At 71.0% G+C, this 19,180-nt stretch carries 15 protein-coding genes; 9 read left to right on the top strand and 6 right to left on the bottom strand.

Features of this window, described 5'->3' with window-relative positions; all coding sequences use genetic code 11:
• The first annotated feature begins 2 nt into the window (after nucleotides 1-2).
• From ACFSE6_RS07425 to ACFSE6_RS07415, 3 genes are read left to right on the top strand one after another with little or no spacing between them, the layout of a single operon-like run.
• Nucleotides 3-695, top strand: coding sequence for a DUF4310 family protein (locus ACFSE6_RS07425; RefSeq protein ID WP_388004379.1), 693 nt, complete (start codon nucleotides 3-5; stop codon nucleotides 693-695).
• Nucleotides 696-750: 55 nt separating this feature from the next.
• The gene (locus tag ACFSE6_RS07420; RefSeq protein WP_388004376.1) at nucleotides 751-1,869 is read left to right on the top strand and encodes a DgaE family pyridoxal phosphate-dependent ammonia lyase; all 1,119 of its coding nucleotides are present in this window, start codon (nucleotides 751-753) and stop codon (nucleotides 1,867-1,869) included.
• A complete protein-coding gene (locus ACFSE6_RS07415) occupies nucleotides 1,866-2,786 on the top strand; it encodes an HPr family phosphocarrier protein (protein WP_388004373.1) in 921 nt (306 codons plus the stop codon). The genes ACFSE6_RS07420 and ACFSE6_RS07415 overlap by 4 nt, the downstream gene beginning before the upstream one ends.
• A 43-nt stretch (nucleotides 2,787-2,829) precedes the next feature.
• Here ACFSE6_RS07415 and ACFSE6_RS07410 read toward each other — a convergent pair whose 3' ends face one another.
• The 4 genes from ACFSE6_RS07410 to ACFSE6_RS07395 form a co-directional block, all read right to left on the bottom strand.
• Nucleotides 2,830-3,801, bottom strand: coding sequence for a C-terminal binding protein (locus ACFSE6_RS07410; RefSeq protein WP_388004370.1), 972 nt, complete (start codon nucleotides 3,799-3,801; stop codon nucleotides 2,830-2,832).
• Nucleotides 3,802-3,851: 50 nt separating this feature from the next.
• Nucleotides 3,852-4,868, bottom strand: coding sequence for a zinc-binding dehydrogenase (locus ACFSE6_RS07405; protein ID WP_388004367.1), 1,017 nt, complete (start codon nucleotides 4,866-4,868; stop codon nucleotides 3,852-3,854).
• 8 nt (nucleotides 4,869-4,876) lie between these two features.
• A complete protein-coding gene (locus ACFSE6_RS07400; protein WP_388004364.1) occupies nucleotides 4,877-5,650 on the bottom strand; it encodes an SDR family oxidoreductase in 774 nt (257 codons plus the stop codon).
• Between the two features lie 184 nt (nucleotides 5,651-5,834).
• On the bottom strand, nucleotides 5,835-7,577 hold the full coding sequence (locus tag ACFSE6_RS07395; protein WP_388004361.1) for a pyruvate dehydrogenase: 1,743 nt from the start codon (nucleotides 7,575-7,577) through the stop codon (nucleotides 5,835-5,837).
• 148 nt (nucleotides 7,578-7,725) lie between these two features.
• Here ACFSE6_RS07395 and ACFSE6_RS07390 point away from each other — a divergent pair, with 148 nt between their 5' ends.
• Both ACFSE6_RS07390 and ACFSE6_RS07385 read left to right on the top strand, forming a co-directional pair.
• On the top strand, nucleotides 7,726-8,784 hold the full coding sequence (locus ACFSE6_RS07390) for an ATP-binding cassette domain-containing protein (RefSeq protein WP_388004358.1): 1,059 nt from the start codon (nucleotides 7,726-7,728) through the stop codon (nucleotides 8,782-8,784).
• Nucleotides 8,781-9,584: an ABC transporter permease gene (locus ACFSE6_RS07385; RefSeq protein WP_388004356.1), complete on the top strand. Its 804-nt coding sequence runs from the start codon at nucleotides 8,781-8,783 to the stop codon at nucleotides 9,582-9,584. The genes ACFSE6_RS07390 and ACFSE6_RS07385 overlap by 4 nt, the downstream gene beginning before the upstream one ends.
• 17 nt (nucleotides 9,585-9,601) lie before the next feature.
• On the opposite strand, the gene ACFSE6_RS07380 is transcribed toward ACFSE6_RS07385, so the two are convergent.
• Nucleotides 9,602-12,688, bottom strand: a complete 3,087-nt coding sequence (locus tag ACFSE6_RS07380) for an ATP-binding protein (RefSeq protein WP_388004354.1) — start codon at nucleotides 12,686-12,688, stop codon at nucleotides 9,602-9,604.
• A 9-nt stretch (nucleotides 12,689-12,697) separates the two neighbouring features.
• Complete coding sequence (locus tag ACFSE6_RS07375) at nucleotides 12,698-13,702, bottom strand: LacI family DNA-binding transcriptional regulator (protein WP_388004352.1); 1,005 nt, start codon at nucleotides 13,700-13,702, stop codon at nucleotides 12,698-12,700.
• A 146-nt stretch (nucleotides 13,703-13,848) separates the two neighbouring features.
• Here ACFSE6_RS07375 and ACFSE6_RS07370 point away from each other — a divergent pair, with 146 nt between their 5' ends.
• From ACFSE6_RS07370 to ACFSE6_RS07355, 4 genes are read left to right on the top strand one after another with little or no spacing between them, the layout of a single operon-like run.
• Entirely contained in the window at nucleotides 13,849-15,534 is a 1,686-nt protein-coding gene (locus tag ACFSE6_RS07370) for an HAD family hydrolase (RefSeq protein ID WP_388004349.1), read from the top strand.
• A 28-nt stretch (nucleotides 15,535-15,562) separates the two neighbouring features.
• Nucleotides 15,563-16,501, top strand: a complete 939-nt coding sequence (locus ACFSE6_RS07365) for a DUF8171 family membrane protein (RefSeq protein WP_388004346.1) — start codon at nucleotides 15,563-15,565, stop codon at nucleotides 16,499-16,501.
• On the top strand, nucleotides 16,498-18,270 hold the full coding sequence (locus tag ACFSE6_RS07360) for an ABC transporter ATP-binding protein (RefSeq protein WP_388004343.1): 1,773 nt from the start codon (nucleotides 16,498-16,500) through the stop codon (nucleotides 18,268-18,270). The genes ACFSE6_RS07365 and ACFSE6_RS07360 overlap by 4 nt, the downstream gene beginning before the upstream one ends.
• Nucleotides 18,267-19,175, top strand: a complete 909-nt coding sequence (locus ACFSE6_RS07355) for an energy-coupling factor transporter transmembrane component T family protein (protein ID WP_388004340.1) — start codon at nucleotides 18,267-18,269, stop codon at nucleotides 19,173-19,175. The genes ACFSE6_RS07360 and ACFSE6_RS07355 overlap by 4 nt, the downstream gene beginning before the upstream one ends.
• Nucleotides 19,176-19,180: the final 5 nt, after the last annotated feature.

Genomic DNA, 19,180 nt, shown 5'->3' with positions numbered 1-19,180 from the left:
ACGTGGCTCTCGACAGCACCACTTCCGGCACCACCCGGCTTCGGCCGTGGCAGGGCGGGTTCTGGCTCTCCGAGCTGGCCTTTCCCCTCTTCACGGCCGCACTGTGCGCCGGCGTCTTCGCCGGGACGCACCTCTTCTACGTCTACGGCACCGGCATCTTCAACGAGATCGCCATCGCCGCCCTGCTCCAGCAAGGGTTCGACGGCAACGGATACGGGGCGGCGGCCGCGTTCGGCGCCGGGTTCATGCTCGCCCGCATCATCGAGGGCCCCATGGTCGGCATCCTCGACATCGGCGGGTCGATCCAGACCGGCGTGGGGATCGGCGTGCCGGCGATGCTCATGGCCGTGGGGATCACCGCGCCGCTGGAGCACTTCTGGCTGGCCCTCCTTGTCGGCGGCGCGGTCGGGCTCCTCATGGGCCTGCTGATCTTCGCCGTGCGAAGGGCCACCGTAAACGCCTCGGGCGCTCGCTCGACGTTCGGTGCCGACGTGATGATGGGGGCCGGCAACTCGGCGGGGCGTTACCTCGGCCCGTTGATCATCGTCTCGGCCGGCACCGCCTCGATCCCCGTCGGTCTCGGCGCGCTCATCGGAGCCGCCCTCTTCTACTGGTGGAAGAAGCCCATCGTCGGTGGAGCGATCCTCGGCGCCATGGCCGTCGGTGGGTTCGTCGGCATCCCCGAACCGGCGTGAGAGACCACAACTCGCCGCGCAACCGCACGCATCCATGTGAGAAGGGCGGATCCTCGTGACCACCTACGCCGACATCGGCCTGACAGCGGCCATCAACGCATCCGGAAAGATGACCGCGCTCGGCGGCAGTGTGCTGGCCGCAGACGTCGTCGCCGCCATGGCGGACGCCGCCGGCAAGCACGTCGTCCTCTCGGATCTCATGGCGTCCGCGGGACGCCACGTCGCACGCCTGCTCGGTGCGGCCGACGCCGCCGTGACCTCGAGTGCCTCGGCCGCCATCGCGCAGACCGTCGCCGCCCTCATCGCCGGCGCAGACACGGCCCTCCTCCAGCGCCTTCCGGCCGACGTCGGCAGGCCACGGGAGGTGATCCTGCAGAAGGGACACGCGGTCGACTGGGGAGCGCCGGCGACCCAGATGATCGCCCTGGGCGGCGGGCTGCCGGTCGAGGTCGGATCGGTCAACCGCACCGATCCGGCCCACGTGGCGGGTGCGATCGGGCCGGAGACGGCGGCGTTGGTCTACGTGCAGTCCCACCACACCGTGCACAAGGGCATGCTGCCGTTCGACGAGATGCTCGAGCTGGGCAGAACCCACGGTGTCCCCGTCATCGTCGACGCCGCTGCCGAAGAGGATCTGCGCCGGTGGGTCGCCTCGGGTGCCGACGCCGTCGTCTTCAGCGGTACCAAGGCCATCGGTGGGCCGACTTCCGGCCTGGTGTGCGGCTCCGCCGAGCTCATGCACGCTGTCCGCGCCCAGAGCGCGGGGATCGGCCGGCCGATGAAGGTCGGCAAGGAAGAGGTGCTGGGTCTGATCACCGCACTCGAGACCTTCCTCGCCGGGAGCGGCGGGCTGGACCCTGACGTGCAACGCACCCGGATGCACGAGATCGTCGACCACATCGCCCGGCGCCCGGGAATCGCCGCACAGATCGAGCAGGACGACGCCGGACGCGAGATCTACCGCGCGGTGCTCACCGTCGGGGAAGAGTCCGGAACCACCGCGACCGCCGTGGCGCGTGAGCTCGCCGCGTCCACCCCGCCCATGTACGTACGTGACCACAAGGCCGCCGTCGGCCAGCTCGCCATCGATCCTCGCCCGCTGAGCCCGGAGGAACAGATCCAACTCATGGACCGACTCGACGAGATTCTCGACGCCGCAGGAGCGCAGGCATGAGCGCGGCGCCCACCCGACAGGCCATGATCGAGACCATCGTCCGCGCTCGCGTCACGCCAACGGTCCGGGCCGCGGACTTCGAGCAGGCGGACCGGTGGGCCCGCGCGGTGGTCGACGGTGGCCTCCATGTCTTCGAGTTCACCGCCACGACGCCGGGCTGGGTCAGCGCCGTGGCGCGCTGGTCGTCGGAGGACTCGGCGACCGTCGGGCTCGGCACCGTCACGTCCGCCGAGGTCGCCGAGCAGGCGGTCGACGCCGGCGCGGCTTTCCTCGTCAGTCCGTTCCGCGTCCCCGAGGCACGGAAAGTGGCCGACCGGCACGGCGTCCTCCTCATCGAAGGGGGCCTGACGCCGAACGAGGTGCGGGAGGCGGGCCGGCACGGCCTGGCCAAGCTCTTCCCCGCCGGCCTCGGCGGACTGGACTACCTCAAGTCCCTGAGGTCCGTGCTTCCGGGAACTCCCATCGCGGCCACCGGTGGCATCGCCGTGGACCAGGCACGGACGTGGTTGGAGGCAGGCGCGGCGTCGGTGAGTATCGGCAGCGACCTCTTCGCCGGGCCGGACGTCGCGTCCGCGGCCCGGGCGCTGGCGGCGTCGGTCGCGGACGTGCCGCTGCCGGCGTTCCTCGACGACGGCGGTGACGGGCCCGAAGAGGCCGCGGCCAGCGAGGTCGTCGCGACGATCGGGGATCCGTCCGGGCTGCACGCCCGTCCCGCCTCCGAGATCGCCAAGACCGTCCGGGCCGCCGGCGGGGCGGTCACCCTCACCGGCCCCGACGGCGAGGAGGTCGACGCGCGCAGCATGCTTGCCGTGATGGGGCGGAACTACCAGCACGGAATGACGATCACGGTGGCGGCGTCGGGCCCGGACGCGGAGAGGGTGGCCAGGGACGTCGCCACCATCCTCGAGGCGAGCTGAACCGGGCACTGTCTGCCCTTGAGCGTCCTGACCGGTGACTGCCTCAGCCGGTCGCGGCGAGCACCTCCGGGTTGAGCACATTCCGCGGCCGGCGGCCCGCGACGACGTCGATAACGTTGGTGATGGTCCGGGTCTTGAGCTCGGCGTAGGACTGATCGGTGTAGAACCCGGCGTGCGGGGTGAGGACCACGCGGTCGAACCGGGTGAGCGGATGACCGACCGGCAGCGGCTCGGTCTCGAAGACATCCAACCCCGCGCCGAGGACGTGGCCGGACTGCAGGGCATCGACCAACGCGTCGGTGTCGACGACGCCGCCGCGTGAGGTGTTGACGACGACGGCGCGGTCGGGTAGCTGGGCGAGGGCGGCCGCGTCGAGGAGGTGGTGGGTCTCGTCCGTGAGCGGGACGTGCAGCGAGAGCACCTGCGAGCGAGCCAGCAGCTCGGGGAGTGACAGCACGGGGAAGCCGTCCTCGCTCGTGGTGCCGGCGCGGCGGGCCACGTCGTGGACGGCGACGTCCATACCGAGACCGGCGGCCTTCCGGGCGGTGGCCCGGCCGATGGCGCCGTAGCCCACCACACCGAACGTCGTGCCGGCGAACTGAGGGATCGGCACCTGTCCTTCGATGTCGGGCCGGCCGGCGCGGACCCCGGCGTCGAGCGCCGGGATCGCCCGCAGCACGGTCATCGCCAGGGTGATCGCGTGGTCGGAGACCGCCTCGGTGCCGTAGTCCGGAACGTTGCACACGGCGACGCCCCGGGCGGTGGCTGCGGTGACGTCGACGGTGTCCACCCCCACGCCGTACCGGCCCACGGCACGCACTCCCGGCAGGGCGTCGAGTACCGCCGCCGTGATGGGGGCGTACTGCACCACGAGACCGTCCGCGCCGGCGGCGGCGTCGATGACCTCCGCCTCGGTGGTCGCCTGAGCGCGGACTAGGTCGGCACCCACGGCTTCGGCGACAGCCTGCTCGTGGGCGATGGTGGCGTGGTCGCAGTCGGTGATGACGATCCGCACTGAGCCCTCCGTGTTGTTGCTGGGTGTCGTATCGGTGGTGGCGGCCGGCCTCAGCCGTCGGGCCACAGGGAGACGAGGACCTTGCCCGACGCCTGGGAGTCCTTTGCCGTCACGAAGGCCTCGACGGCCCGCTCGGCCGGGATCTCATGGGTGACGACCTCGCCGATCCGGGGTTCGGAGGCGAGCAGTGCGACGGCGTCGTCGATCTCGTCGAGGAAGCGCCACGCTCCCTTGACGGTCACCTCCTTGGAGATCATCGGAGCCAGGTTCACGCCGATCGGCGCGTTCGGCACCATGCCCACCTGGACGTAGGTTCCCGCCCGCCTGGCCCCGGCCAGCGCCGCCGAGATCGCGGCGGCGGCGCCGGAACACTCCAGCACGACGTCGAAGTGCTCGGGCGGCACGGCCTCTGCGGTGACGTCGATGGTGCGGTGGGCACCGAGCGCGCTCGCGCGCTCCAGCGGTCCCGGCAGGACGTCGGTCGCCACCACCTCCGAGGCGCCCGAGGCGAGGGCACCGGTCACGGCGAGCAGGCCGATCGGTCCGGCGCCGGAGACCAGCACCCGTTTGCGGTCCACCGGGCCGGCGAGGGCGATGCCGTGCAGGGCCACGCCGAGGGGCTCCGCGAGAGCCGCCCGGTCCAGCGGCAGGTCCTCGGGCAGCGGCCGCAGCATGTGGCTCTCGACCACGAGGTACTCCGCCATGCCGCCCTGGGTGTGCGGCCATGTCGACGCCGAGCCGAGGTAGGCGCCGCCGGGCCAGAGGTGCGCAGCGTCCGGCAACCCCGGAACGGCCTGCCCGAACGTGGCCGGATGGACCGTCACCGGCGTCCCGGGCTCCAGGTCGCCGGCGGGGTCGAGGTCGACGGTGCCGGAGACCTCGTGACCGGGGATCAGCGGCTCGCGCACCACGAACTCGCCGTTGGCGCCGTCGAAGTAGTAGTGCAGATCGGAGCCGCAGATGCCGGCGTAGGCCATGCGCAGCCGCACCTGGCCCGGGCCGGGTTCCGGCGTCGGGACCTCGCCGACCTCGAGGGTTTCCTTGCCGGTGATGACGACCGCTCGCATGGCTCTCCTCACACGACGGCGGTGATGCCGCCGTCGACGACGATGTTCTGCCCCGAGACGAACGATGAGGCGTCCGAGGCCAGGTACACCAGTGTGCCCACCAGTTCCTCCGGCCGACCCCAACGCTGCGCCGGCGTGCGCGCCCGCAGCCAGAAGTCGAACTGCTCGTCCTCGACGAGTGCGGTGTTCATCTCGGTGGCGAAATAGCCGGGGGAGAGGGTGTTCACCTGGATGCCGTGGCGCGCCAGATCGGCGGCCATGCCCTGGCTCAGCATCGCGAGACCCGCCTTGGACGCGGAGTACGGGGCGATGGTCTGCCGGGCGAGTCGGGACATCACTGAGCCGATGTTGACCACCTTGCCGGACCCGCGCTCGACCATGTGCGCGGTGATCTCCCGCGCGACGTAGAACGCGGCGGAGAGGTTCGTGGCGATGACGGCGTCCCAGTCCGCCGGGTCGAACTCGGCGAACGGTGCTCGCTTCTGGACACCCGCGTTGTTCACCAGCACGTCTGGGACGCCGTGCGTGGCGACGAGCTCAGTGACGCCCTCACGCACGGCGCTGGAGTCGGTGACGTCGAACGTGACGGTCCCGGCCACCCCGCCGGGTGCGGTCTGGTCGACGTGCTCGCGCGCGCGGGCGAGGGCTTCGGTGTCCCGCCCGTGCAGGATGACGCGTGCGCCGTGCTCGGCCAGGCCAGTCGCGAGGGCGAGGCCGAGACCGCGGGAGGAGCCGGTCACCAGGGCGAGGCGGTCGGTGAGGTCGAAGAGCGATCGGGCCATCCCCCAACTCTGGCGAATCCGGCGCCGTCTCGCGCGCGCGTCCACGCACAGGACGGCCCGGGGCCGCCAGCCCCCGCCCTCCCGCCGAGAGCGGAAACCTATGCCAAGAGCGGACGTTCAGACATCCGCTCTTGACTCAACTGTCCGCTCTCGGCGGGGGCGGGGTCAGCCGGGGACGGGCGGGTCAGCCTCGGGGGAGGTTGCGCAGGTTCGACCGCGCCATCGACATGACCTCACCCATGCCGCCGCCGAGGATCTCCTTGGTCATCGCCGTCGCGAAGCCGCGGATCTGACCGGAGGTGATCGACGGCGGGATGGACAGGGCATTGGGGTCGGTGATGACCTCGATGAGCGCAGGCCCGGGTCGGTCGAGCCCGTCCTGCAACGCCTTGCGCAGGTCCTTCGGGTCCTCCACCCGTACCGCCGGGATGCCGACGGCGAGGGCGACCTGGCGGTAGTCGATCGCCGGGGAGTCCGTGGCGTGTGAGGGCAGGCCCTCGACGAGCATCTCCAGCTTGACCATGCCGAGGGAGGAGTTGTTGAACACCACCGTCTTGATGGGCAGGTTGTAGACGGCCACGGTCAGCAGCTCGCCGAGCAGCATGGACAGCCCGCCGTCGCCGGCGAACGCGACCACCTGCCGGTCCCGGTCCGCCATCGAGGCGCCGATCGCGTGCGGCAGGGCGTTGGCCATCGATCCGTGCAGGAACGAGCCGATCACCCGGCGCCGGCCGTTCGGGGTGAGGTACCGGGCCGCCCAGACGTTGTTCATTCCGGTGTCGACCGTAAAGACGGTGTCCTCCGCGGCCGCCTCGTCGAGCTGGACGGCCGCGTACTCCGGATGGATCGGCGTGTGCTTCTCCACGTTGCGGGTGTACGCGCCGACGACCTTCGTCATCACATCGGCGTGCTTCTTGACCATGGACTTGAGGAACTTGCGGTCACGCTTGCGCTCCACCTGCGGGTTGAGTAGCCGCAGCGTCTCGCCGACGTCGCCGTGCACGGGGATGTCCAGCCGGGTGCGGCGGCCCAGGTGTGCGGCCTCGATATCGATCTGCGCCGTCGGGACGTCGTCCGGCAGGAACGCGTTGTACGGGAAGTCCGTGCCGATGAGGACGAGCAGGTCGGCATCCTCCATCGCGTCCTGGCAGGCGCCGTAGCCGAGCAGGCCGGACATGCCGACGTCGTGCGGGTTCTCGTACTGGATGATCTCCTTCCCGCGCAGCGAGTGCCCCACCGGGGCGGCGGCGAGGTCGGCCAGCTCGAGCACCTCCTCCCGCGCGTCCCGCGCGCCGGCGCCGACGAAGAGCGTGACCTTCTTGGCCCGGTTGATGGCCTGGGCGAGCGCGGCGACGTCCTCGTCGTGCGGCACGATCCGGGCCGGGCACGCGCCGGGGACGAGGATGGGCTCGTCGTCGTCGCTGACGTGCTCGTCGGCGACGTCACCGGGAAGGGTGAGCACCGCGACACCGGGCGCGGTGAGCGCGTGCTGGATCGCGGTCCGGGTGACCCGCGGGACCTGCTTGGCGGTGGAGATCATCTCCGAGTACACCGAGGCCTCGTTGAACAGCCGGTCCGGATGGGTCTCCTGGAAGAAGCTCGTGCCGATCTCCTCGCTCGGGATGTGCGAGGCGATCGCCAGGACCGGCACGCCGGAGCGGTTGGCGTCGTAGAGACCGTTGATGAGGTGCAGGTTGCCCGGCCCGCAGGAGCCGGCGCAGGCGGTCAGCTTGCCGGTGACCTCGGCCTCGGCCGCCGCGGCGAACGCGGCCGCCTCCTCGTGGCGGACCTGGACCCATTCGATGCCCTCGGTGCGGCGGACGGCGTCGACGATCGGGTTGAGCGAGTCCCCGACGATGCCGTAGATGCGCTCGACGCCGGCGGCGACGAGCTGGTTGACGAGGTGTTCGGCGACGCTACGGGCCACGGTCGGCCTCCCGGTTCGTTGAGCTGGGTTGCTTCGGCTCCACCGACGATCCTGCCCGCTTCGGCCGAGCTGTGCAGGTTCTCGTCGCGAAACCGGGTGAAACCGCCGTGAAACCGGGTTGAAGGCGCCCGGCCGCAGGCTTGCCGTCATGACCACAACACTGCAGAAGGACCCGCCCCGGGTCCTCACCGGCGGCAACGCCGTCGTGGCCCGGGGCCTGGTCAAGACCTTCGGAACCGTCCGCGCGGTCGACGGCGTGGACCTGACGATCCGCCGCGGCGAGGTGTTCGGGCTGCTCGGCCCGAACGGCGCGGGCAAGACCACCACGGTGCAGATGCTCGCCACCCTGCTGCCGATCACCGACGGCGAGGCGGAGATCTTCGGCGTCGACGTGCGGCGCGAGCCGCACAAGATCCGTCAGCTGGTCGGCGTGACCGGCCAGTACGCCTCCGTGGACGAGAACCTCACCGCGGCGGAGAACCTCTGGCTCTTCGGCCGGTTGCTCGGCCTGAGCTCACGGGACGCGCGGCGGACCGCCACCGACCTGCTGGGCCGGTTCGGCCTGGAGGACGCCGCGACCCGGCAGATCAAGACGTTCTCCGGCGGTATGCGGCGCCGCCTCGATCTGGCGGCCTCGCTCATCGCGCGGCCGCCGCTGATCTTCCTGGACGAGCCGACCACCGGCCTCGACCCGCGGACCCGGGGGCAGATGTGGGACACGATCCGGGATCTCGTCGCGGCCGGTTCGACGATCCTGTTGACCACCCAGTACCTGGACGAGGCCGATCAGCTCGCCGACCGCATCGCCGTCATCGACCGCGGCACCAAGGTCGCCGACGGGACACCCGAAGAACTGAAGACCTCCGTCGGATCCTCGACCCTCCACCTACGGCTCGCCGAGCACGATGAGATCGCCACCGCGGCCGAGGTCGTCGCCGCCGTCACCGGCGAGGAACCGGTCCTCACCCCGGAGTCCGGCGGGCTCAACGTGGCCCTGCCCGATCCCAACGGCGCCGCCGACATCCTCATCCGGCTGCGCGAGGCCGAACTGTCCATCGCCACCGCCTCGGTACGCCAGCCCACGCTCGACGAAGTCTTCCTCGCCATCACCGGCCACCACAGCGAGGACGACACCGGCCACCACGACCCCCACGACGACGCCACGGACGACGCCGCCACGTCCGGCACGAAGGAGACCCGCGCATGACCACCGTCACCCTCGATATCGACCTCCAGGCCCGGCCCGGGCCGAGTGAGACCGTGCGCCAGACGCTGTCCATGGCCTGGCGTGCGGTGATGAAGATGCGCCGCAATCCGGAGCAGCTGTTCGACGTGGTGTTCCAGCCGTTGCTGTTCACCGCCATGTTCACCTACATCTTCGGCGGCGCGATCTCCGGCTCGGTGGCGAACTACCTGCCGCTGATCATCCCGGGCATCCTCGCCCAGACCGCGCTCACCGCCTCGATGGCCACCGGCGTCCAGCTCCGCGAGGACATGGACAAAGGCGTCTTCGACCGCTTCAAGTCTCTACCCATCGCCCGGATCGCCCCGCTCGCCGGCCCGATGGTGGCGGACCTGCTGCGGTACGGCATCGCCGCCACGTTGACGATCCTCACCGGATTCCTCATGGGCTACCGACCCGACGGCGGTCTCTTCGGCGTCCTCGCGTGCTGGCTGCTGACCATCGGGGCCGGCTGGTCGATCGCGTGGATCTTCTGCTGGCTCGGCACCATCGCGCGTTCGGCCCAGGCGGTGCAGGGCATCTCGATGATGATCCTGTTCCCGCTGACCTTCCTGTCCAACGCGTTCGTGCCGGCCGAGACGTTGCCGGACTGGCTGGAGGCGTTCGTGACCGTCAACCCGGTCTCGCACGTGGTGACCGCCTGCCGTGACCTCATCAACACCGGGCAGGTCACCGGTGAGGTCGGCTGGGCGCTGGTGGGCTGCCTCGCGGTGGTCGCGATCTTCGCCCCGCTCGCTGTGCGGGCCTACAGCCGGAAGATCTGAGACGCGGAGTGGCCGAGTCAGGCGCTGTCGACGATCCGCTCGATCGCGGCGCGGGCCTCGGGCAGCAGGTCGGCCGCGCGCCGCTCGCCGTACTCGGCCGCCACGGCCTCCAGCACGCCGGGCGCCAGGGCCTCGGCGTCGGTGACCACGTGTTCCCAGCGCATCGGCGGGCTCATGCGGGGGTAGGCGAACCGCTCGGCGAGGACGAGCAGCCGGATCGCGTCGGTCGGGGCCAGCGCGCCACGCAGCAACGCCCACATCCCGGTGGCGAAGAAGATCAGACCGGTCACCGGATAGTCGATGAACGGCCGCTCCTCGTCGAGCAGTGAGCGGACCTTTCCGGTCAGGAGCTCGAACAGGTCCCGGCCGCGCTCGCCGTCGGCGTAGCGTGCCTCGGCCGCCAAGGCCGTGGCCTCGGTGGCGAGCACCCAGGGGAAGAGCATGTTCTCGCCGTCCATCGGGTGGCCGCGGCGGTGCGCGTGGCTGTCCTCGACCGCGGTCCGGTACAGCGCCAAGCCGTCCTCCACGTGCCCGTCGGCGATCGCGAGCTGCGCCTGCGCCATGATCACGGCGCCGGTGCGATCTCGGCCCGCGGCGCGGCCGGCCTCTTCGATGTCGGCCACGTCGCGCCGTGCCGCCTCGAAATCCCCGCGGTCGATGGCCGCCAGGGCGATGGCCAGTCGTGCCTGGACGGCGTCGTCGGTGGCGCCGATGCGCTCGAGCATCGGCAACGCCTGCTCGGCGTGCCGGGCCGCCGGGTCCGACTCGCCGAGCTGACCGTGCAGGCTGGCGAGCATCATGTGCAGGTTCGCGTGGATCCACGGGCCGTCGTCGGCGCTCGCGCAGTCCAGCGCGCGGCGGGTGGCGGCGATCGCCTCGGTGAGTGCGCCGGCGTTCTCTCGTTCGTGGGCCTGGTAGTACCAGGCGATGGCCCGCACCCGGGCGTGCGGTGACTCGACGAGAGCGAGACAGCGCCGGTGCATCTCGTCGTCCGGCGTCGCCGGATTGGCGATGGCGCACGCGATCTGGATCATCGCGTCCAGGCTGGGGTCGTGGGCGTGGCTCCCCAGCCGATCGAGGATGCGGTGCAACCGGCTGCGATCCCCGGTCGCGCCGACCAGGGCTGCGAACATGCCCAGTGCGAGCGCCGCACGGGTCAGGTCCGCGAGCTGCGACGGGGGAGTGAAGTCCTCGAGCACCTCGGCCAGCGGCATGACGAACGTCCCGCCCCGCGGTTGGTCGCCGCGCAACCCTCCCAGTCCCGCGACAGCGACGAACACCGGGACGACCGTGGCCGGATCCGGCTCGTCGAACGCCTGCCGCAGCACGTCGGAGAGATTGGCGTCCTCGAGGGCGAGGACGTCGATGGCAGCCAACTGATCCGGGCCGTACAGCTTCCGCGACTCACGCTCGGCGAGCGTGACCGCCCAGCGGCGCTGCTGCTCTCGCGCCACATCCTCCTCGCCGGCGCCGACGAGCTGCATCCGCCCGAACTCGCGCACCGTCTCTAGCATCCGGTAGCGCAGGTGCGTGCCGGCGTCCGAGACGGTGAGCAGCGAGGCGTCCACCAGCTCCGCGACGGCGTCGACGGCCTCCGCGCCGACCATCGCCTCGGCGGCTTCGAGCGAGAACCCGTCCTGGTAGACCGAGAGGCGGCGCAGTGCCCGGCGCTCGCGTTCGGCGAGCAGGTTCCATGACCAGTCGATGACGGCCAGCAGGGTCTGGTGCCGGTCCGGGGCGGTGCGGTCGCCGCCGCGCAACAGGTCGAAGCGGTTGGTGAGCCGGCGCAAGATCTCCTCGACCGACATCGCCCGGACCTTCGCGGCGGCGAGTTCGACGGCGAGCGGGAGACCGTCCAACCGGTCGACGATCCCGCGGACGGTATCGGCGGGCAGGCGCGCGCCCGGCCGGGCGGCCGTGGCGCGCTCGGCGAACAGGGCGGCGGCGTCGCCCGGGCCGAGCTGCCCGAGCGGGTAGACGCGCTCGGCCGCGATGGCCAGCGGTGTGCGGGAGGTGGTCAGGACGGTGAGCTCGGGCACCGCGCTGACGAGGAAGGCCGTGAGCTCCGCGACGGCGGTGACGAGGTGTTCGCAGTTGTCCAGGACGAGCAGGGTCGGCACCTGGAAGAGATGGTCGGCCACCCGGGCACGCACGTCGGCGCGTTGCTCGCGGGTGAGCAGACGGCGGCTGCTGACCGAGTCACGCACCCCGAGTGCCGCCGCGACCTCCGCGAGCACGTCCTCGTCGGCGGTGACGCCGACGAGCTCGACGACGTGCACGGCCGGCTGGTCCGCCCGGCCTGCGAGCACCTGTGCCAGCCGGGTCTTGCCGAGCCCTCCCGGTCCGAGAATGGTGACCACGCGCGCCTGGCGTAGCAGGCCGGTCAGGGCCTCGACGTCGTCGGCCCGCCCGAGCAGTGAACTCGCCTCGTACCGGACGCCGGTGCGCACCGGCCGGTCCCGGGCCAGCAGTTCCCGGTGCAGCGCCTGCAGCTCGGGTGCGAGGTCGACGCCGAGCCGGTCGGCCACGTCGGTGCGGTACCGGTCGTACCGGGCGAGCGCCGCTGGGACGCCGCGGACGGCCGCCTCGCTGCGCAGCAACGCGAGCAGCACCTCGTCCGTGTGCGCGGCGGCCTCGAGGAGGGGCAGGGCGTCCTCGTGCCGGCCGGCAGCCGCGTGAACCCGACCGAGGAGGCCCTCGGTGTCCTGGCCGGCGGCGTGGACCCTTCGGGCGTCCGCTTCCGCGGAGGCGGGATCGCCGTCGGCCAGGGCGCGACGGGCGCGGGCCGCCGCGTCGCGGACGAGCCAGGTCTCGACGTCGTCGCGGGCAAGGGCGAGCCGGTAGCCGGTTCCGGCACGGGCGACGGCCTCGGCGCAGGTGGCCTTCCGCGCGCGGGAGACCACGACCTGCAGGGCCTTGTCCGGGTTGGCCGGCCGGTTCTCGGGCCAGATCGCCTCGGTCAGGCTCGCCTCGGAGACCGGATGACCGTCGGCGGCTGCGAGTCGCCTAAGCAGGGCGCGGGTGCGGTCGCCCGGCACGGAGCGGCCCTCCCACGTCACGCCGTCGAGCAGCCGCAGGCGCGGATCGTGCGCTGTCCCGGCCACGGGGGAAGTTTAGTCGGGATCCGTCCGAGGCCTCGTCGAGTCACGAACGATCAGCCGAGGTTCCATAATCAGGTGCTGGTCCTCGGCGCGACCGTCGATCCTGCTCAGTAGCAGGTCGACGGCACGACGCCCTAGGAGCTCTCGACGCTGCTGCACCGAGGTCAGTCGGGGCCGTGACCTGCGTGCGAGAGCTGAGTCGTCGTACCCGACGACGGCGAGGTCGTCGGGGACCCGTGCGGCCACGTGGTCGGCGGCATCGATCAGGTCGAGGGCCTCGACGTCGTTGCGTGCGAAGTACGCGTCGTACCCGTCCTCGAGTGCCCTGGCGAGGAGGGTGCCCAGGCCCTCGTCGGCCACGAACGCATCCAGCACCCGGACATAGGCGCCCAGGCCTGCACGGCGCATTGCGGCGGCGTACCCGTGACGCCGTGCCAGCCCGGCCGGCCGGTACGAGGATCCGACATGTGCGATCCGGGTGTGTCCCGTCGCGTGCAGGTGTTGCACTGCCAGCGCCGCCCCGTGCTCGTCGTCGTTGTTCACAGCGTCCACGCCCGGCACGGGTCTCTCGCTCCGGCCGACCATGACCACCGGCGCGCGCCGCGCCGCTCGCCGAAGAACCTGGGGTTCGACCCACGAGGACACGACAACGAGCCCGTCGAGACCAAGGTCGAGCAACGACTCGACTCGTCCGGTCAGCTTGCCGCGGTCCCGGGAGCCGTGGGCGAGGAGGACTGACAATCCGGCACTCTCGGCGGCCTCCTCGACCGAGGTGACGATCTCGGTGTGATACGGGTTCTCCAGGCTCGAGATGACGACGCCGATGAGCATGGTGCGGCCCTCGCGCAGGCTGCGGGCCAGCACGTTGGATCGGTAGCCGATGGCTTCGGCCGCGAGCAGGATCCGCTCCCGCGTCCGCTCCCGTACCCCCGGATCGCCGCGCAGCGCCAGGGAGACCAGCGATTTGGAGACTCCGGCGTGTGCCGCGACGTCGCGGATGGTGGGGCGGCTCGTCACGGCATTCATCTTGCCTGGTCGTGGACGCGTCCCGACAAGGTCGGACGCTCCAGCGTCTGGAACGTTCCAAGAATTCGGCCGCCGTTCACCGTCTCGATCCGTTCCGGACGTTTCGTGGTCGGACCGCCTGCCTAGCGTGCCGTGACGTGAGCACGATCGAGACCACGCCGGCGATCTCCCCCGACCGGAGGGCACCAGGGCTGCGCACACGGCCGGAGGTCTTGCTCCTCGATTTCGGAGGTGTCGTCTTCGCCACGCGCCGCCGCGCGGAGGGCATGACGGAGGTGGCCGAGCGGGTGTCGAGCCTCCTCGCGCACGCGAGTCACGAGCACCACGTCGCCGACCTCGTGACGATGCTCGAGGGCGGCAAGCGTGCGCTCGGGGACTGGAAGAACAGTCAGTCCCGGAGACGGGAGCCCACCGAGTTGGACCACCGGACCATATGGCGTGACTTCTACGGCGCGCCCCTGCCGCTCGCGCAGCGTGAGCTGCTCGCCGGGCACGCCGAAGAACTCCAGATGATGATGACGTTGCACCTGACCGAGCACAGCGTACGGCCGGGCATCGTCGACCTGCTCGGCGTGGCCGCGAACCTCGGGATCCCGGTCGGCATCGTGTCCAACACACACTCCGGCCGAGCGCACCGCGCCGTGCTCGACCGCTCCGGCCTCACGGACCGGTTCGCCGTGCAGGTCTACTCCGACGAGGTCGGTGTCCGGAAGCCTCATCCCGGCATCATCGCGCTCGCCGCGCGGGCGCTCGGCACGACGGCGAGCAGTAGCTGGTACGTCGGTGACACCTTCGACCGAGACGTGGTCGCCGGAAGGCGAGCCGGCGTGGCCGCCGTCGTCCTGACCCGGCACCACAAGACGGACCATCCGCCGTTCCCTGTCGCCGAACGCGCGGACCTCGTTCTCGACGATCCACGGGGTCTCGTACCGCTGCTCGAGGAGGCGAGTCCCACCCGCCCGAGCGGGCCGGCCCGCAGCCGTGCTGATGCGTCAGCCCGCGATCTCACCGCTGCGGCGGGGAGTCGGCCCCCGTCAGCACTCCTGCTCGATCATGGCGGCGTCATCTCCACCTCGCAGGTCGACACGGCCGGGCTCCAGCGTTTCGCCGCCCTCCTCGCGGGCCGACTGACCGCAGCCGGCCATCCGACGAGCCCGCGCGAGGCAGCGCGGGCGCTCGCGGCGGCCCGGCGTGGCCACAAGCAGTGGAAGCAGGCACACGAGACCACCCGGGACGGTGTTGTCCCAGAGATCGACCCGGCCACGTTCTGGGCCGACCTCGTCGCACCTGCGTTGCCCGGCCTGCCGGAGGCCGTCGCGGCGTGGATGCGAGCGGAGTCCCACGACCTGATGTACTTCTACGCGCGGGCGAAATCCGTGCGCACCATCCGGCCGGGCGTGGCGGCCTTGCTCGAGCGCGCCGCTCGCGCCGGAGTCCCGGTCGGCATTGTCTCGAACACCGTCAGCGGGCGCGCGGTCAGGGCAGAACTCGATCGCCTCGGCGTGCTGGACCTGATCGCCGCGCACGCCTACTCGGACGAGGTCGGGCGGCGCAAACCCGATCCGGCGGGTGTCCATTCCGTCCTGACGGCCCTGGACGCGGACCCGGCGCAGGCCTGGTTCGTGGGCGACAAACCGCACCGTGACGTTCCCGCCGCGCGCCGGGCGGGAGTCGGGACCGTCGTGCTCGTGCGCGGCGGCTCCACACCGGACGACACGCTCGATCGCCTGGTCGGTGGGGCGCCGTCCGAGCAGCTACCGGACCACGTGATCACCGAGATGACCGAGCTGCTCGACCTGGCTCTGCCGCACAGCCGCGTCTAGCAGCGCCCCACGACCCGAGGGAAGCCACATGACCACGTCCGCCTCCGTGGCCGCCGACTCGTTCGAGCGCCACCGCCCCTCCGAGCAGCTATCCGGCTCACAGAAGCTCATGATCCTCATCCTCTCGATGACCCTGTACGGCGTCGGGGACATCGTGTGCCAGGTCCTGCCCGAGTTCAGCGTCGGACCGCTCGAGCTCGGCGTCTCCTATTTCGCCTTCATCGCCGTCGTCCTTGCGGCGCTCCTCAGCCCGGCCTGGGTGGCGCTCGGTGCGCCACTGGGCGAGCTGGTGTTCTCGGACATGCTCCTCGGAGACTTCGGCGGTTTCAGCGAGCTGGAAGGCTTTCTCCAGACCGCCTTGGCCATCTACGTCGCCGGGTCCCTGGTGAAGAATCCCGCGAAGGCCAAGCAGCTTGCCTGGGCGTGCGTCGCGATGGTGCTGGTCGACAAGGTCTCCGGCGGCATCGTCGACATCACGAAGGTCGCCGTCGGTATTGATCCTGAGACGCTCGAGGAGTCCGACGGTCTGATGTCCGCCTTCCTGCTCGCCGAGGGGCTGGACATCGTGGTCACGGTCGCCCTGTCCGGGATCCTCTTCGGCGCGCTGCCCGCGATGTGGCTCGCGCCGCGACTGTACGGCAAGATCGAGCCGATCATGGGCCTGCGCCCTCGGGACCCGCAGCACCCACCGCAGTTGCGCGGACCATGGGGGACCAGCTTCTGGTTGCTCGCCGCCGTGGCAGTCGTCCTGGCCGGTGCGATTGCCCTGTTCGCCACCTGGGAAGAGTTCGTCGGCCGGGAGGGCCTGTCCACCTTCGCCGCTTTCGAACCCGACTTCGTCGACCGGTACGGCCAGGGCTACCTCGCCGTCGCGGTCGCCGTCGTCCTGGCCCTTGGTCTCACCGGATTCTTCGTCCTACGCGCCCTGCGCGGACGTGGCGAGCGGGCACAAGGCCGCCGGCAGTGAGCCTGTCCACCGAGGACGTCCCGGCGCGGACCACCGACGCCGGGACGTCCGCCGCCATCGAGGTCGCCGACCTGTGCTTCACGTACCCGGGGGCGTCCGAAGCGACGCTGCACGGAGTGTCCCTCCAGATCGAGCGCGGAGACTTTGTCGCTGTGGTCGGTGGCAACGGCTCGGGCAAGACCACGTTGTGCAAGACGTTCAACGGGCTGGTGCCACACTTCTGGAACGGCGACATCACCGGCGTCGTCCGTGTCAACGGACGCAGCACGGCCGGGGTGAGCGTCGCCGAGATCGCGCAGGACGTCGGGTACGTCTTCCAGGACTTCGGCAACCAGCTCGTCCGCCCGACCGTGCGCGACGACGTCGCCTTCGGGCCTTTGAACTTCGGCCACGACGACTGGCGTGAACGCACCGAGCGCGCGCTGCGTGCCCTGTCCATCGAGGACATCGCCGGGACACACACGTGGCAGCTCTCGGGCGGGCAGCAGCACCTGACAGCGCTCGCCGGCGCACTCGCTCTGGCCCCGAGCATCCTCGTGGTGGACGAACCGGCGGCCGAGGTGGACCCGGGGCGTGCCGCGGTGTTGTACGACCACCTCACGCAGTTGAACGCCCAAGGCATCACCGTCGTGGTCATCGAGCATCACGCCGAGCTCGTGGCACGGTACGCGCGGTCGGTCGTGCTCATGGCCGACGGGGCGGTGCGCTGGCACCTCCCTGTGGCCGAGGCGCTCTCCCGTACGGCGGACCTGGAGGAGGCGGACATCCCGGCACCGCAGGTGGTGGCCGCCGCCCGGGCGCTCGATCCGGCCGTGGCCGCCGGCGAGCGGCTCGCTCCCCTGTCCGTCCAGGAGTGCGCCGAGCTGGTGCGCGCCACGACCGGTGTCCCGGCGGACGGCGGTGCCGTCACGGACGGCGGTGCGGACACGTCCGAGGGAAAAGGTTCGAACGGCGGCGTCGTCGCGCAGGCGTCCGACATCGAGGTCGCGTACCAGAGCGTCGACGGTGGCAAGTCCGTGGTGATCGAGGGCCTCGACCTCGAGCTGCGCGAAGGCGAGCGCGTGGCGCTCGTCGGCTCCAACGGAGCGGGGAAGTCGACCCTCCTTTCGGCCCTCGCCGGATTGACGCTGCCGCGGCGGGGCACGGTCGTCGTCGACGGTTACGACACTCGCCGCCTGACAGCCGCGGAACTGGCCGGAACCGTGTGTTACCTCGTCCAGCGCCCGGAGCAGATGTTCCTGCAGGACTCCGTACGTGCCGACGTCGCGATGTACCCCACCGGCAGGAACATGGTCGACGCCGAGGAACTCGTCGACGAGGTGCTGTCCAGAGTCGAGTTGACGCACCTGGCCGATCGCGACGGCCGGTTGCTCTCCGGTGGACAGCAGCGCAGGGCCACGCTGGCCATCGGGCTGGCGATGCGACCGACCCTCCTGCTGTTGGACGAACCGACGTCCAGCCTTGATCTGCGATCCAGAGACGACGTGATCGCGATGCTCGCCGCACTCTCGGAGCACATCCGTTGCTCGGTGGTCGCCACCCACGACATGCAGCTGGTCGCCGAGTGGGCCGATCGTGTGGTCGTGCTGGACCACGGTCGCGTGATCGCCGACCTGCCACCCGCGGAGCTCTTCGCCTCACCCGGCGTGCTGCACCAGGCACGACTCGTACCGCCTCAAGTCAGTCAGCTCGGCGCTGTCCTCGGACTGCGCCCGATCCCGCTGACCGTCGCGGACCTCGTGGCACGCCTGACGAAGGAAGACACATGACGGTCGTTGAGATCCGCCGTGGACATACTGACGATGAGCCGGCACCGGTGACACCGCGGCAGGGAAAACGACGCACCGATGCCGGACGTCTCTCGATCGAGTGGGTCAAGCTCGAGCTCATGCGGGTCGCCTATGCGACTCGGGGCGGCTTCCTGTCGGTCCGTGACCCCCGTGCCGTGCTCGGCTGGTACGTCCTGTGTGCCCTCGCCCCGTGGTTGACCTACGACATCGGCACTCTCGCTGTGCTGTTCGGTCTCGGGCTCGGCTGCGCGCTCGCGGCACGGATCGGCCCGCTGCTCTTGGGACTCTTCGCGTTCGGACTGCTCACCCAGGGCGTGTACGTGCTGGTGATCACCCTCGTCCTCGGCGGCGATCTCGCTGCTCTCCACGGACTGGTCCAGGTCTCGCTCAAGCTCGGCACGGTCTCGCTCGCGAGCATGGCAGCCTTCGTCTCTTTGGATCCGGAGAAACTCTCCGACGGGCTCCAAGCGCTGCGTGCACCGGCGATCGTGGGATTCGGCGTCAGCTACGGATACCGCATGGTTCCGCTGCTCGTGGACGAGTTCCGCACCATCGTGGACGGTCACCGCCTGCGTGGTGCGCCGCCGACGGGCCACGGCTTCCTCGGCTGGCGCACCGTCGCCCGAGCGGGGCGGATCGCCGTCCAGGCGTTCTACCCGCTGATGCTCAATACCGCCAGGCGCACCCGGACCACGGTCGAAGGGCTGGAGACGCGTGGGTTCGGGACACAGACCGCGGCCACGAGGAAGCTTCGCCTGGCTCATCTGCACTTCGGCCTCCGGGACGGGACCCTGCTGGTGGCGACCGTCCTCGTCATCGTCGCGGCCTACGTGTTCGGGCCCGATCTCATGGCCGTGTGGCGCGGCGCGGTGGCCGACGGGTAGGCATC

It is taken from the genome of Georgenia deserti, from assembly GCF_042680605.1.
Lineage (GTDB): Bacteria > Actinomycetota > Actinomycetes > Actinomycetales > Actinomycetaceae > Allobogoriella > Allobogoriella deserti.
The sequence above is the reverse complement of the archived record's forward strand: the minus strand, read 5'-3'. Positions and strand labels throughout refer to the sequence as shown.